This window comes from Tatumella ptyseos ATCC 33301 (genome assembly GCF_000735525.1).
In the GTDB taxonomy this organism is placed as follows: Bacteria; Pseudomonadota; Gammaproteobacteria; order Enterobacterales; family Enterobacteriaceae; genus Tatumella; species Tatumella ptyseos.
This window is the reverse complement of the sequence record NZ_JMPR01000038.1, coordinates 169301-184535: the sequence shown is the minus strand read 5'-3', so window position 1 is coordinate 184535 and position 15235 is coordinate 169301. Positions and strand designations below refer to the sequence as shown.

General features: G+C 52.3%; 12 protein-coding genes. 5 read left to right on the top strand and 7 right to left on the bottom strand.

The annotated features are described in order from the left end of the window. Positions 1–25: 25 nt before the first annotated feature. Positions 26–580 carry a P-loop NTPase family protein gene (locus GTPT_RS12760; protein ID WP_029989334.1) on the top strand — a complete coding sequence of 185 codons (555 nt, stop codon included), beginning with the start codon at positions 26–28 and terminating at the stop codon, positions 578–580. A gap of 38 nt (positions 581–618) precedes the next feature. Here GTPT_RS12760 and GTPT_RS12755 read toward each other — a convergent pair whose 3' ends face one another. The 5 genes from GTPT_RS12755 to mdoC all read right to left on the bottom strand — a co-directional run bounded on the left by GTPT_RS12755 (position 619) and on the right by mdoC (position 7653). After that, positions 619–1983, bottom strand: a complete 1365-nt coding sequence (locus tag GTPT_RS12755; protein ID WP_235501104.1) for a c-type cytochrome — start codon at positions 1981–1983, stop codon at positions 619–621. Positions 1984–2039: 56 nt separating this feature from the next. Then, a complete protein-coding gene (locus GTPT_RS12750; protein ID WP_025901742.1) occupies positions 2040–3695 on the bottom strand; it encodes a GMC family oxidoreductase in 1656 nt (551 codons plus the stop codon). A gap of 30 nt (positions 3696–3725) precedes the next feature. Beyond that, positions 3726–4295 (bottom strand): sugar dehydrogenase complex small subunit, encoded by a 570-nt coding sequence (locus GTPT_RS12745; protein ID WP_025901743.1) that lies wholly within the window; start codon positions 4293–4295, stop codon positions 3726–3728. A 581-nt stretch (positions 4296–4876) separates the two neighbouring features. Next, entirely contained in the window at positions 4877–6328 is a 1452-nt protein-coding gene (locus GTPT_RS12735; protein ID WP_244875078.1) for a SulP family inorganic anion transporter, read from the bottom strand. Positions 6329–6537: 209 nt separating this feature from the next. Further along, complete coding sequence (mdoC, locus tag GTPT_RS12730) at positions 6538–7653, bottom strand: glucans biosynthesis protein MdoC (RefSeq protein ID WP_025901745.1); 1116 nt, start codon at positions 7651–7653, stop codon at positions 6538–6540. Positions 7654–7908: 255 nt separating this feature from the next. Here mdoC and GTPT_RS12725 point away from each other — a divergent pair, with 255 nt between their 5' ends. From GTPT_RS12725 to GTPT_RS12715, 3 genes are all read left to right on the top strand, one after another. Continuing rightward, positions 7909–9444 (top strand): glucan biosynthesis protein G, encoded by a 1536-nt coding sequence (locus GTPT_RS12725; RefSeq protein ID WP_174371891.1) that lies wholly within the window; start codon positions 7909–7911, stop codon positions 9442–9444. After that, positions 9437–11989, top strand: a complete 2553-nt coding sequence (mdoH, locus tag GTPT_RS12720) for a glucans biosynthesis glucosyltransferase MdoH (RefSeq protein ID WP_029989330.1) — start codon at positions 9437–9439, stop codon at positions 11987–11989. Before GTPT_RS12725 ends, mdoH begins: the two co-directional genes overlap by 8 nt. Before the next feature lie 233 nt (positions 11990–12222). After that, positions 12223–12450 carry a YceK/YidQ family lipoprotein gene (locus tag GTPT_RS12715; RefSeq protein ID WP_025901748.1) on the top strand — a complete coding sequence of 76 codons (228 nt, stop codon included), beginning with the start codon at positions 12223–12225 and terminating at the stop codon, positions 12448–12450. Positions 12451–12467: 17 nt separating this feature from the next. On the opposite strand, the gene GTPT_RS12710 is transcribed toward GTPT_RS12715, so the two are convergent. Further along, positions 12468–12863, bottom strand: coding sequence for a MysB family protein (locus tag GTPT_RS12710; protein ID WP_025901749.1), 396 nt, complete (start codon positions 12861–12863; stop codon positions 12468–12470). Positions 12864–12989: 126 nt separating this feature from the next. Continuing rightward, a complete protein-coding gene (locus GTPT_RS12705) occupies positions 12990–13913 on the bottom strand; it encodes a Kdo(2)-lipid IV(A) acyltransferase (RefSeq protein WP_029989329.1) in 924 nt (307 codons plus the stop codon). 236 nt (positions 13914–14149) lie between these two features. On the opposite strand from GTPT_RS12705, the gene trhO reads away from it, so the two are divergent. After that, entirely contained in the window at positions 14150–15208 is a 1059-nt protein-coding gene (trhO, locus tag GTPT_RS12700; RefSeq protein ID WP_025901751.1) for an oxygen-dependent tRNA uridine(34) hydroxylase TrhO, read from the top strand. Positions 15209–15235: the final 27 nt, after the last annotated feature.

Here is a 15235-nt window from a genome sequence, read left to right as displayed (position 1 = left end):
CACCCGCAATGATACTGAGCGAATAATGATACCTGACACTTTCCTGCCGCTGACCGATCTCGGGCCTCGTATCTGTATTTTGGGGCCATCAAACAGCGGAAAATCCACCTTAGCTCTCGCTATCGCCGAAAAAACAGACTCACCGGTCGTACATCTGGATCAGTTATTTCACCAGCCGGGGACCCGCTGGCAGGAACGCCCTGAAGCAGAGTTTTTAGCGTTGCATGAGTCCGCGGTGCAGCAGGAACGCTGGGTGATGGAAGGGAATTATACCCGTTATCTGGGATCCCGGCTTGCGCGGGCGACCGGACTCATTATGTTAGATATTTCCATGCCGGTCATGCTCAGGCGCTATTTTTACCGGACACTGATACAAAAGGATCGTGCCGGGAATGTCCTGCCCGCGGGTCTGCGGGACAGGCTGTCAAAAGAGATGCTGAAATATCTGCTGGTCGTGACGCCGGGCAAAAGGGTACAAAACCGCACCCTCTATCACCATTGTTCGTTACCGAAGGTTTTTCTGGCCTCGCCGGCGCAGACAGCAGCCTGCAGGCAACAGTGGCAACTGACGAAGAGTTAAAAAAGAGGGGGGCGATAGCCCCCCGAAAAAGGATGATACTAGTGTCGGCGGCTGCGTCGTAATCGTAAACCGATAATCAGCAGGATAAAGATCACCAGAACGACTGCGATGGCGGGCATAACATAAGGCTGTAAAGACACCAGCGCCGGCGGGTGCCCCCCTTTACGTACCCAGGCCACATCGCCGGCCTGTACAGTGACCGACGGATTACCAAAATTATGCAGGACATAATTACTGATATCGGCGACCTGCTGGTCGGTCAGGTGATCCACATAAGAAGATGTTGATCCGAAACCTGGCATCAATACTTCATGGCCCCCGGTTGTCCGCTGAACACCGTAAAGGATAGTGGCAATCAGGTTTTGCGGATGGATCATGCCGGTCGCCGTATTATGGAATAACGACGGGTAAGCCTGGTTCTGACTTCCGGCACCGTCCGGTTGGTGACAACTGGCACAGTTACCACTGAATAAGGCTGCGCCGGAGATCACCGAATTGCGGGCATTATCGGGCGCTTTACCGCGAACTTCATCGTCCACATTCACGGGCGTGGAACCATAACTGTAAGCGGCCTGCGTCTCACCTTCTGTGCGTATCGGTGTTGTCTGTTTCAGGTAGGTTGCGATAGCATGCAGATCACTGTCCGGCAGGTATTGCAGGCTATGTTCAACGGCTTCAGCCATCCCTCCTGCGGCCTGGTTTTTCCCGGCAGCCCGGCCGGTTTTCAGGTACTGCACGATCTCGTCATCGCTCCAGCCGCCGATCCCACTGATTTTATCGGAGGTAATATTGGGTGCATACCAGCTGCCCAGCGGGGCACCGGCCAGGGCCTGGCCGGTCTCTTCATTCATCATAAAACCGCGGGGCGTATGGCAGGTATCACAGTGGGCCAGGCCATTGACCAGATAGTTACCACGGTTCCATTCAGCGCTCTTTCCGGGGTCGACCTGATAATCTTTGTTATCGGCATAGAGCAGATTCCAGATCTTCATACTGAAACGGATATTGAACGGAAAGGGCAGTGCGGTGACGGTGTTTTTCTGGTCGACCGGTTTTACACCATGCATAAAGTAATAATACAGTGCATGTAAATCGCTGTCGGTCATCATCCGGTAAGAGGTATAAGGCATCGCCGGATAGAGTTGCGCGCCATCCGCACGGATACCGTGTCTGACGGCGTTAGAGAACTGAGCCTCTGTATAATGACCGATCCCGGTGACCACATCCGGGGTAATATTGGTGGAGTAGATAGCGCCCATCGGCGAGGCGATGGCATACCCGCCGCTAAAGGCTGTTGTGCTGCCTGGTGCGGTATGACAGGCCTGGCAGTCAGAGGCGGTAGCCACCTGCTGCCCCTGGTTTAACAGTGACTGATCGATATCGGCCGCGCTGGCTGTCATCATATGGCATCCGGCATAGACTAATGCCAGCGCACTCATTTTGACGGAGAAGGAACGTTTCATGCAAACTCCTTCATACGCAGAGAAATATCGTGGGCCGCTTTCAGACCTAATGCCGCCATACTCAGGGTGCTGTTGACGACGCTGGCAGAAGGGATCGCACCGCCACCCGGCAGCCATAAATTTTCATGGTCAAAGGTACGGCAGTTGCCGTCTACGACCGCGTCTTTAGCCGATTTACCCATAATGGTTCCGCCCATAATGTGGTTATTCGCATTCAGGCTGGTGGTGATATTGAATTCTTTACCATTAAACAGCGAGCCGATATGTTCTAACTGCTCATGAGCGGCAGTCGCCCCTTTACGGACATAATCGCCGACATCGTAATGGATGTCCGGGCAGGCGAGGCCATGCGGATCTTTACGCGTTTTGCTGAGCGTCAGTCGGTTTTCAGGATCCGGCAACGGCTCCAGACTGATGGAGATATCTACCCCGTGGATCGACCGGTAACGGATTTCTTCATCCAGCGCCTTACCGACCAGACCTTTCGCCAGTGCCTGTTTGGTGGCCGGGACCACGCGGGAAATATTATTCAGGATCATTTTGTTAGCCGAATACTGGCTGCGGAAAGCACCATCACGCGGACCGACCATGCAACTGCTTTGTGCCGGGCCGCGGCCGAGCCATACCGGCTCTTCGGTCAGGAAGCTACAGTGGAAGCCGGAGTGGTCCATCATGTTGCGTCCCACCATATCTGAGCTGTTAGCGATCCCGTTCGGGTTGGCTTTATTGGCTGCCTGCAGTAACAGACGAGGGGTTTCTATGCCGTTACAGGCAAGCGCAAAGGCTTTGCCTGTGGCTTTATGGGACGCGCCCTGGTTATCCAGCCAATGGACGGCCGTCACGCGGTTATTACCATCGGTATCTATCTTATACACCACCGATTCAGCCAGAACGACGGCCCCTTTTTGCTCTGCACGTTCAATATGATGAATACCGTTATACATCGCGCCGATAGGACAAATAGGCTGGCAGTTATTATTACCGCAACAGACCGGACGACCTTCCCACGGGCGGGTGCTGCGTCCCTGCGGAATAGGCACCAGATTATAGCCATGCGGGTTCACCACACTGGCAAAATAGGCATCTCCGTGGGCAAACGGAACCATCTCCATCGGGTAGGGTTTGCTGCGCTCGCGCGGGGACTGCATGGCAGGGTCACTGGGGCCGGCGACCCCGATTTCATATTCTGCCTCACAATACCAGGGCTCCATTTCATCATAGGTAATTGCCCAGTCACGGCCGACACCATACTTACTCTGCATCACGAAATCACTGGGCATATGACGCCAGCAGGACGCAGCCCAGTGCCAGGTGGTGCCACCGACGGTTCGCAGATAGCCCTGCTGGAAGCTCCCGGCACTGGGGCCGGTAACATTCACATAGTTATTCGGCGGAAAATAGAGCGGCGCAGGGGCCAGCGGAGACTGAGGGTACAGCCCCTGAAAATCTGAACCGGCACGGTTAGCAAATGGCATATTTCGCCAGTTTTCAACAGCCTGAGCACGGCTGATACGCAAACCGGCTTCCAGTACCAGTACCGAATACCCCTGGCTGACTAATCTGTCTGCAATCATCCCGCCAACAATACCGGAGCCCACAATCACAATATCTGCAGAGGCATCGCCACCGGCAGTAAATTCAGGTTTTTTCATCGTATGCATTCTTTTTTTATCAGGTCACAATTACAGGTTGTCGATTAATTCAGGATCCAGCGGGTCCGGTACCGGAGCAGTCCACCATAGGGGGCCATTGCCACAATAGGTAGGGACCACCAGTCCGTCACTGACCGTGGCATACATCAATGCCTCTTTATAAGCGACCAGGGTGCCCTTATAGTCATCGCCGAGGGTTCCGGTATACCAGGCGGTAACAATGTCCTGCAGAAAGTTACCCAGGCCGGCAGCAACGGCTCGCTGTTTGAACGCGACGGCCGTGTCTGATGGCTGGATCACAGCGGCCAGACGGGAAATTTTGCTGTTGAATTGCGGGTCTCGCTGGCTGAAAGCGCTCAGAAAGTGTGAGGCCAGTTGCGGACTGATATGTTTGTGTTCAGTAATGGTTTGCGATACCCGGATAAAATCACGCGCTGCGTCGCTGCCACGGATGACGCTATCAGCGAAACTTTGTAATGGCAGTGAGGCAGCAATGCCGGCGACAGAGATAACCAGTGCGGAACGGATAAAGTCCCTCCGGCTGGAACCGGTTCCATTCCCGATAACATTAGACGGCGATTGCTCAAAATTTTGCTTCATAGAAATTCCACATCCGTAGAGCCATATGTGAGTAAAATCACATTCTATAGCTAAAAGAAACGTAAATGTTAAATAAATTAATGTAGTTTGACTTGTTTGTCGCACTTTTTGTTAAGATGATAACGATTTTCATTACTGGTTTTGCAGTGAAACCCTCATCAGCCAGTGGCTGAGTCCCGTTTACCGCGGGGAAATCCCCATGAAAAACAGCCAGTCATGCCACTCCTGTAACATCGTTCTGCCAAATCAGCGACAGAAACCCTTCCCTCTGCCAGCAACCGCCGGAACGTGGCCCCGGAGTAGTGTCCTACGCAACAGAGTATTCTTATTAATGTTAGACCGGTATTCAGGTATTTCCGGAAAAAATGTGTGGATTTGTATCTGAGCCAACGGTCCGGACGGCCAGCATGAAAAACCGGGGACAGGGATGCAGACAGGCGAGGCGGTAAACAAAGAAAGACAGCGCAGTACAGGCAAACTGAAACGAAGAATATTGGCAGGGCGGATTAAAAAACAGAACACGCCGGGGAAGGTCGGCCCTGAAGGCCGGTGCCGGGGAGGGCACCGGTACAGAAAACGTATCAGTCCAGCTTACCGGTCAGCCGCTGATGAATGACTTTGCTTTGCCCCCCGAGACCGGTGATGGTCACCCGGGTCTGGTAGCGCTGGTAACGGAGTTCGATGGCATCCAGTGCGGCGACCGTAGAAGCGTCCAGGATCATTGCTTCGGACAAATCTATCTCCACATGTTCAGGATCATTGGCGTAATCAAAATGTTCATACAGGTCATTACTGCTGGCAAAGAATAGCGGGCCATAGATTTTGTAATGCGCTGTGTTGTTATCGGCCGATAGCTGGCGTTCTGCTGTGATCACATGGCTCAGACGTCGTGCAAACCACAGAACGGCCAGCAGCACTCCGCTGACGACGCCAAGCGCCAGATTACTGGTCCAGACCGTAATGGCGACGGTGGCCAGCATAATCAGTGTCTCAGATAACGGGATGCGCCGTAAAGTGGCCGGTTTTACGCTATGCCAGCTCAGTGTTTTGACAGCGACGACCATCATGATTGCGGCCAGAACAACCATCGGAATATGTGCCATGACCTGACTCAGAACACTGACCAGTAACAAGAGTACAACCCCGGCGACCAGTGTGGAAACGCGGCTGCGTGCCTTGCCTAATTCCACGTTAACAATTGTCTGACCTATCATCGCACAGCCGGCGATACCGCCATAAAAACCGGCCAGAATATTGGCGATGCCAAGGCCGGTGGCTTCTTTTCGCTTTGACGAATGGGTATCGGTCAGGTCATCGACCACTTTTGCCGTCAGTAAGGATTCAATCAGTCCGACCAGCGCAACACTGACGGCCGTCGGCCAGATAATTTGTAACGTCTGCATGTTCAGCGGCACCTGTAACAGTGTCAGCCCGGGCAGACCGCGACTCATCGGGCCTTCATCACCCACATTCGGCAGAGAATATCCCATGCTCCAGGCGATGGTGGTAATAGCCACTATCGCCACCAGCGGTGCCGGGATCCGGGTCGTCAGTCGTGGCAGCAGGAGCACAATGCCCAGAGTCAGGATAAAAAAGAGCAGTACCAGCGGTGACTGCTTCCAGACATGGGGAACCTGGGCGAAAAATATCAATATGCCCAGCGAGTTCACAAACCCTGTCATCACCGGGCGGGGAATATAGCGCATCATCCGGGAAAGACCGGCAATGCCGAAGATTATCTGCAATATGCCCGCCAGGACGACCGTCGGCAGCAGGTAGGGAATGCCGTGCTGATGAACCATCGGGCCAATCACCAGGGCAACAGAGCCTGCGGCCGCACTCACCATTGCCGGGCGACCGCCAATCACCGATAAAGTCAGGCAGATCACCACAGACGCGATCAGACTGACCTTCGGGTCAACCCCCGCGACCACGGAAAAGGAGATAACTTCGGGGATTAAGGCCAGTGCCGTGACAATACCCGCCAGCGATTCACGGGTCAGCAATGCGGGCTGGCGGAAAACCGACATCATGCCGGGGGAGTCCACGGCATGATGTGTCGCAGAGGAAGAATGTTGTTCCTGATTCATTATAAAACTCTTTATGGTTGTTGCAGGTGATAGAACTATCCGGCGTCAGTACGTCTTTATACAGGGTATTGACCAATGCGGTAAATCGTAACGTTATTGTCTGGCGGAGTCTGTTGCCTGTCTGCCGGCAAGGCGGACAGGCAACAGGGGCACTATTTTTTACCTGAGAATAAGAAACGCAGTACCGGAATACGGCGATGAATTTCGTAGAGCAGGAACGACAGGCCGAAGACAAACAGCAATCCGATGCAGAAACCGACGGTGTCACCCGGGATATGTGGCATCAGAAACAGGCCAAATACCAGCGTCAACGGATGGTGTACCAGGTAAATAAACAAAGACGCATTCACCAGATAGGAAATCCGGGGGGAGGCGCGGTTCAGAAAACGGTGGCCGCAGCTGTAACATACATTCAGCATACAGAGCCCCATCCCGGTAGAGATCAGGGCATCCAGTTCATAAAGCCAGCCATCGCCGGCACTGTATTGCTGGTTAAAGTGGTAGGCGATAAACAGCACGATAGCACCGGTCCATAACACCGGGTGAGGGCGAACAAACAGGGCTTTTGCTGCCGGGTTTGTCCAGGCAATGGCCCCCAGCACAAAGAACGGCAGATAAAACAGCGTCTGCATCACCGCGATATTAAATAATCCGTCCATCAGCAATGCCGGAGCCTGCCACAGCAGCAGACGACGGAACAGTCCCCACACCACCACAGAACAAGCCAGTGCCACAAAAATACGCGGCCAGGTCAGTGTAAGTTGTGAGAGCCGCTGCTGGTGCTTCCTGAGGACAGCAAATATAAGCATTCCGCTGGCGGTGAGCAGAAGTAATACTAACAGGAACCATAAATGTGAAATCAGTTCCCAGACCAGAGTGTTATAACGCTGATAAGCGGTATATTCTGCCCAGCCAGTAAATTTCGGCGACAAACTTTTTAACATATAAAATTGCGGCAATGTGATTAACGGAATGGCTGCCAGAAAAGGAATTCCGACCCGTTCACCACGGACTTTCAGCCAGCGTAAAGGCTGATAGCGTAAATAGAGCATGTAAGAAAAATAACCTGAAATAACGAAAAACACCTGCATACGAAATGAGTGTATAAATTCATTAAACAGGGTCAGCCAGAGTGAAGCGTTAGGACTATTTACTGTCCATTGCTGACTGGAGTAGATCAGTGATACATGAAATGGCACACCCAGTAGCATCAGCCATGCCCGGATAGAGTCCAGAAAATACTCGCGTTCAGGTTTTTCGGGGGTCATATAAGCACTCGTCTGATAAATTGGAACTTTCCGGCAGTATGCCTGATAAAAGTCGTACTATAATTCTATCAGACATGTAAGAACCCTGACGGGTTTCGTTAAAGATTCTGAAAAAAAGCTTTTCAGGAAGATAATACCTACATTCTTTCGGGGTCGCTGTCAGAATCTGGCAGAATCCATTACTATGACAGTGATTTCTCAGGCACACGCACGCAAGGGGGAGATGTGCTCAATCAAGAACAAAAAAAATCAGGGTTGATGAAAATGCAGCTGGCAAGTGCCGCAGTGATGCTTGCCATGTATGCCAGTAATAGCTGGGCATTTGATCTTAATGATGTCGCAAAAGAAGCAAAGTCCCTGGCAGGGCAAAGCTATGAAGCACCCAAAAGCAATCTGCCCTCACAGCTCCGGGATTTGAAATATGCTGATTACCAGCAAATCCAATATAAACGTGATAAAGCGTATTGGGGAAAATTACGTACCCCTTTCAAACTCGAATTCTATCCGGAAGGAATGTATTTTGATGTTCCGGTAAAAGTAAATGAAGTCACGGCCAATTCTGTGCGTGAAATAAAATACAGCCCGGATGATTTTACTTTCGGCAATATTCCGCATGATGCGGATTCGTTCAAAAACCTCGGCTTTGCCGGGTTTAAAGTGCTTTATCCGCTTAACAGCAAAAATAAAGAAGACGAAATTACCAGTTTCCTGGGCGCCAGCTATTTCCGTGTGATCGGGGCAGGGCAGGTCTATGGTCTGTCGGCGCGTGGTCTGGCCATTGATACCGCATTACCGTCCGGTGAAGAATTCCCACGCTTTAAAGAATTCTGGATCCAGCGTCCGAAACCTCAGGATAAACAGCTGGTGATCTACGCATTGCTGGATTCCCCGCGGGCGACCGGTGCGTACCGGTTTGTACTGCATCCGGGCAAAGAGAGCACCGTGGATGTGAATTCTAAAATTTTCCTGCGTGATAATGTCGGTAAACTGGGGATCGCTCCGCTGACCAGTATGTTCCTGTTCGGAGCGAACCAGCCGTCGCCAACCCTGAATTACCGTGACGAGTTGCACGATTCAGATGGACTGTCTATTCATAACGGTAATGGTGAATGGATCTGGCGTCCGCTGAACAATCCGAAACGCCTGGCGGTCAGCACTTACACGCTTGAAAACCCTAAAGGTTTTGGTTTGTTACAACGTAACCGTGACTTCAGCCATTATCAGGACCTGGATGACCGTTATGACGAACGTCCGAGTGGCTGGGTAGAACCGCTGGGTAACTGGGGCAAGGGCCATGTTGAACTGGTTGAAATTCCGACCAATGATGAGACGAACGATAATATCGTCGCTTTCTGGTCTCCGGAAAAAATGCCTGAGCCGGGTAAAGAAACCGACTTTAACTACCGCTTACATTTTACCCGCGATGAAGCTCAGCTGCATTCACCGAATGTCGCCTGGGTGGCTGACACACTCCGCTCTGCCGGGGATGTGAAGCAGTCTAACCTGGTCCGCCAGCCGGATGGTTCCATTGCCTTTATCATCGATTTCGCCGGCAAAGCCATGAGTAAACTGCCACAGGAGACTCAGGTCGCGCCTCAGGTCAGTATCGGTGATAACGGTGAAGTGGTGGAACAAAGCGTCCGATACAATCCGGTCACTAAAGGCTGGCGCCTGGTATTACGTCTGCGGGTCAAAGACCCGAAAAAGACGACAGAAATGCGTGCTGCTTTAGTCAGTGGCGATAAAACGTTGACGGAAACCTGGAGCTATCAGTTACCAGCCAATGAATAAATCAACTTTTACCCCCGAAAAATATGTCGATGCTCTGCCGCTACCTGCGGCGGAGCAGGCGGCGCTACGCGCATCAACCGATACTGATTTTGCCGGTTTCCAGCACCAGTTGGGCCAGGATACGGCGGCCAGCAGTCGTGAGGATGATGCCCCTTTAACCTCTGTCTCTTCCCGTATTGAGATGGCCTGGCCTGAATCCCTGGATGACGGCAAACAGTTCGGGAAAGATGACCTTGATCGCACCACACTAAAGGCGATGCCGCCGGTTAAACGTGCCGGCATGTACCCTGATGCGTGGGAGACCAACCCGGTGACCCGTCTGTGGAATAAGATGATGGGGCGCTCAAAAGCACACCACCCGCACGATCAGGCAAGCATTGATGCCCGCATCGCTGAAGAAAAATGGCGTTTTGTGGGGTCTGTTCGTCGCTATATCTTGCTGTTCCTGACGCTCGCGCAGACAGTCATAGCGACCTGGTACATGAAAACGATCCTGCCGTACCAGGGCTGGGCACTTATCGATCCTTCAGAGCTGATGAGCCAGAACTGGCAGCAATCGGTGCTGCAGTTACTGCCGTATGTGCTGCAAACCGGGATACTGATCCTGTTCGCTATCCTTTTCTGCTGGGTTTCGGCCGGGTTCTGGACGGCATTGATGGGCTTTGTCCAGCTGATGATGGGTAAGGATAAATACAGTATTTCTTACTCTACCACCGGCGATGAACCCCTGGATCCGGAGCACCGTACCGCACTTATCATGCCTATTTGTAATGAAGACGTAGAGCGTGTCTTCGCGGGGCTGCGGGCCACCTGGGAGTCGGTGGTACGTACCGGTAATGCAGAGCACTTTGATGTTTACATTCTTAGTGACAGTTATGATGCCGATATCGCGATCGCTGAACAGAAAGCCTGGATGGAACTGGTCAGAGATGTGGGCGGTGCCGGTAAAATTTTCTACCGTCGTCGTCGTCGCCGTGTAAAACGTAAAAGCGGTAACATCGATGATTTCTGCCGTCGCTGGGGCAGCCAGTACAGCTATATGGTTGTGCTGGACGCTGACAGTGTGATGAGCGGTGAATGTCTTACCGGGCTTGTCCGCATGATGGAGGCTAACCCGAATGCCGGCATCATCCAGTCATCGCCAAAAGCCTCGGGGATGGATACGCTGTATGCCCGTTGCCAGCAGTTTGCTACCCGTGTCTACGGACCGCTTTTTACCGCAGGTCTGCACTTCTGGCAATTGGGGGAATCCCATTACTGGGGGCACAATGCCATTATTCGCGTAAAACCGTTTATCGAGCACTGTGCACTGGCTCCACTGCCAGGGGAAGGGTCGTTTGCCGGCTCTATCCTGTCCCATGACTTTGTGGAAGCTGCGCTGATGCGTCGTGCCGGCTGGGGTGTGTGGATTGCGTATGATCTGCCCGGTTCGTATGAAGAACTGCCGCCGAACCTGCTGGATGAGCTGAAACGCGACCGTCGCTGGTGTCATGGTAACCTGATGAACTTCCGGTTATTCCTGGTGAAAGGGATGCACCCGGTACACCGTGCGGTATTCCTGACCGGGGTCATGTCTTACCTGTCGGCGCCACTATGGTTTATGTTCCTGGCGTTGTCCACGGCACTTCAGGTCGTTCATACCCTGATGGAACCGCAGTACTTCCTGCAGCCCCGGCAGTTGTTCCCGGTCTGGCCGCAGTGGCGTCCGGAACTGGCTATTGCCCTGTTCTCCACCACCCTGGTATTGCTGTTTTTACCGAAGCTATTAAGTGTCATCTTAATCTGGTGTAAAGGTGCTAAACCTTACGGAGGAGCGGCCCGCGTCTTTATTTCTCTGATGCTGGAAATGCTGTTTTCGGTGCTGCTGGCCCCGGTACGTATGCTGTTCCACACGGTCTTCGTTGTCAGTGCCTTCCTCGGCCTGAAAGCTGTCTGGAACTCGCCACAGCGTGATGATGATGCTACCCCCTGGAGTGAAGCCTTTGCCCGCCATGGTCTGCAAATGTTGCTGGGTATCGTCTGGGCCACCGGGATGGGCTGGCTGAACCTCAACTTCCTGTGGTGGCTGGCCCCGATTGTCTTCTCGCTGATCCTGTCGCCATTTGTGTCGGCGTTCTCCAGCAGAGCAACCCTGGGCCTGAAGTCACAGCGCGCAAAACTGTTCCTGATCCCGGAAGAGTATGCGCCGCCGCAGGAGCTGGTGGATACGGATAAGTATCTGACACTGAACCATCGCCGTGCGTTAAATAATGGCTTTATGCATGCAGTGTTCAACCCGGCCTTCAATGCACTGGCGACAGCCATGGCGACGTCGCGGCATAAACAGAGTCAGCTACTTGACCATGCCCGTGACCGTCAGGTCGATCTGGCACTGAGTGAGGCTCCTGAAAAACTGGGACGTGAACAACGTTTACAGTTAATCAGTGACCCTGTCGTACTGGCCCGGGTGCACAGTCGTTTGTGGCAGTCCGGTGAGAAATATCATCAGTGGCTGAGCAGTTATCAGAAAATGGCACTCTCCCCGGAGGTATTGCCTCAACGGTAATCGCTTTCCTCCTGAAAACCTCCCTCATGATGATGGAGGTTTTTTTTACCGGTATAACAGTCCCCGGGTTGTCAGAGAGAACCGGCAGGAGGCGTCAGATCGGGGGGAATTTTGCGCACCGGCAGAGACTTAACAAAAAACTGACAAAAAACGGCGGGATCCTTATCCGTAGTATGACTAAAAACAAGCTAGACTAGGCACCGGTTTGTTAACGCGCACAGGTTGCAGAAACAATGAAATTTTTATTATTAACCGCCAGCGTGATAATGCTGACGGGTTGCGGCAGCATTATCAGCCGGACGGTTCCCGGTCAGGGAAACGGCCATCAGTATTATCCCGGTGTTCAGTGGGATATGCGGGAGGGGGCGTGGCGCTATCTGACGGTGCTTGACCTGCCGTTATCCCTCATCGTCGACACGCTGTTGTTACCGGTGGATGCGAAACATGGCAGTTATGACTGAGTAAAGTGACGCCGCAGTTACCAGCGTTCAGTTTCGCTGTCATCATCCGTCCATTCTTCGGCGGCACGCAGTCCTTCTTCGGTATCGGTCGGCGGAGAGAGCTGAAATTCACCATCATCCCATTCGTGCAGGGTATCTTCTTCTGACCACTCCTGGAGCAGTTCCTGCGGGTCAAAATCCCCGTCCCAGACGGACTGAGCGGCTTCATCGAACAACAAGGGCAGACACTCACCCTCTTCTGTATCTTCTTCGCCAGAAAACTCTGCCTGCCAGCGGGGTTCGCCTTCCTGCATTACGTATTTTTGCAGGGAAAACTGTCGGATATCCGGTTCGCTCTCAGCATCCGGAGAGTTAGCCAGAAATGCTTCCCGGGCGGCTTCAATGGCTTCCGGCAATGTGGTGTATAGATCCATATAGTGAGTGCTCCGGTTATGTCGGCAGAAACCTAAAGCATAGATCAAATCAGTCAGGGATAAAGGGGAAGGGGAAAATTAATATCGCCCCCGGCGGGTCAGGAAAATACCGGGGGCCGTGGGAGATCAGTAGAGTGACGGTTCCCCTTCAGGGCGTGTCTTAAAGCGGCGGTGCAGCCACATGTACTGGTCAGGTGCCAGCAGAATGCCTTCTTCCACAATCTGGTTCATACGGGCAGCCGTAGCCAGTTCATCGGCCAGCGGCATATTATCGCTGGCGTCGGGTAGGATCACCATTTCATAACCCCGCCCGTTGGGTAGTCGGCGGGGAACAAACGGGATCACCGCCGGATGGCTGGTGCGGATCAGCATATAGCTGCCACGGGTCGTCGCGGCTTTATCCACGGCAAACAGGGGCGCAAACACGCTGGCGCGGGGACCATAATCATGGTCGGGGGCATACCAGATAATGTCGTTACTTTTCAGCGCGCGGATCATCCCTTTAATATCTTTGCGGTCCAGCATCGATTTATTGGAACGCATCCGGCCATAGGTCTGCAGCCAGTCCAGCAGCCGGTTATCGTGTGGCCGGTAGACACCAATACCCGGGTTGTAGATACCAAAAATACGGGCGCCCAGTTCCAGCGTCAGAAAATGAATACCAATCAGTAATACACCGCGCTTATCGTGAAGTGCCTTATCGATGTGTTCCAGGCCGGAAACGGCGAACCATTTTTTAATCCGCCAGTCCGGCCAGAACCAGGCCATTCCGGTTTCCATCAGCCCCATCCCGACCGATTCGAAATTATGCCGCAACAGCGCCTGGCGATCAGCTTCCGGCATTTCAGGAAAACAGAGTTCGAGATTACGTCGGGCAATGGCAACACGGCTTTTCAGAAAGCGCATCGACATCCGTCCCAGATTCGTTCCCAAAAAGTTGAGCACAGGATAGGGCAAAAGTACGATCAAATAGAGCAATCCAATACCCAGCCATGTAAGCCAGTAACGGGGATGAAGAAGGCTGCGATTAAATTCAGGCAATTGTGTCATTTTATTGTTTTTCCCACATTCCATTTCCCGGGCAGAGAAGGTTCCTCTCTACAATTTTCCTGTTATTGTGCCATTTTTTAACATTATCTAAAATGTTATATCCTGTTTGCGGTGATTTTACGCTGTTTTTTATCCTGTGCAGTGAAAACACTGCAGAGCTATCGTTTTTCCGGGGAGATAATTCGGGTATGATATTGCCCCTTCAGAATTCAGTATAACTCACAGGAATGAACACCATGCCAGTGTTACACAATCTTGTTTCCAATAAAGAACTTAAAGAGCGGATGCTCGCCGAAACCGAGCCACGCACTACGGTATCCTTTTACAAATATTTCCGAATTGAAGACCCGCAGGCGTTTCGCGATAAGCTCTATCTGATGCTGACGGAGATGAAGGTTTTCGGTCGTATTTATGTCGCCCGTGAAGGCATTAATGCTCAGATCAGTGTTCCGCAAAGCCGCTATGAAGCGATGAAGCAGGCGCTGTATGATTTCGACCCGGCCCTGAATCAACTGCGTATGAACATCGCTTTGGATGATGATGGTAAATCCTTCTGGGTTTTGCGCCTCAAAGTGCGTGAACGTATTGTGGCTGATGGTATTGAAGATGAATCCTTTGATGCGGCGGATGTCGGCGAATACCTGAAAGCAGATGAGGTCAATCAGATGCTGGACGATCCGGATGCGGTTTTTGTAGATATGCGTAACCACTATGAGTTTGAAGTGGGTCATTTCGACAATGCGCTGGAAATCCCTGCAGATACCTTCCGTGATCAGTTACCGATGGCCGTGGAGATGCTGGAGCAGCAAAAAGACAAAAAAATTGTCATGTATTGCACCGGTGGAATACGTTGCGAAAAAGCCAGTGCCTGGATGCGTCACAGTGGTTTCGATAATGTCTATCATATCGAAGGGGGTATCATTGAATATACCCGCCGTGCTCGCGAGCAGGGGCTACCGGTCCGCTTCAAAGGTAAAAACTTTGTCTTTGATGAGCGGATGGGCGAGCGGATCTCTGACGATGTTTTAGCCCATTGTCATCAGTGTGGTGCTTCCTGTGATACGCATGTGAACTGCATTAATGACGGTTGCCATCTGCTGTTTATTCAGTGCCCGGCCTGTGCAGAAAAATATCATGGCTGCTGCAGCCCGATGTGTATGGAAGAATCGCAGCTTCCGCCGGAAGAACAGCGGTTACGCCGTGCCGGCCGTGAAACCAGTAACAAAATCTTTAATAAATCCCGCGGTGTGTTACGGATGACAATCCCACAGCCGGTCAAAGACGGCGGGGAATAACAGAAAAAGCCTGACATTGTCAGGCTT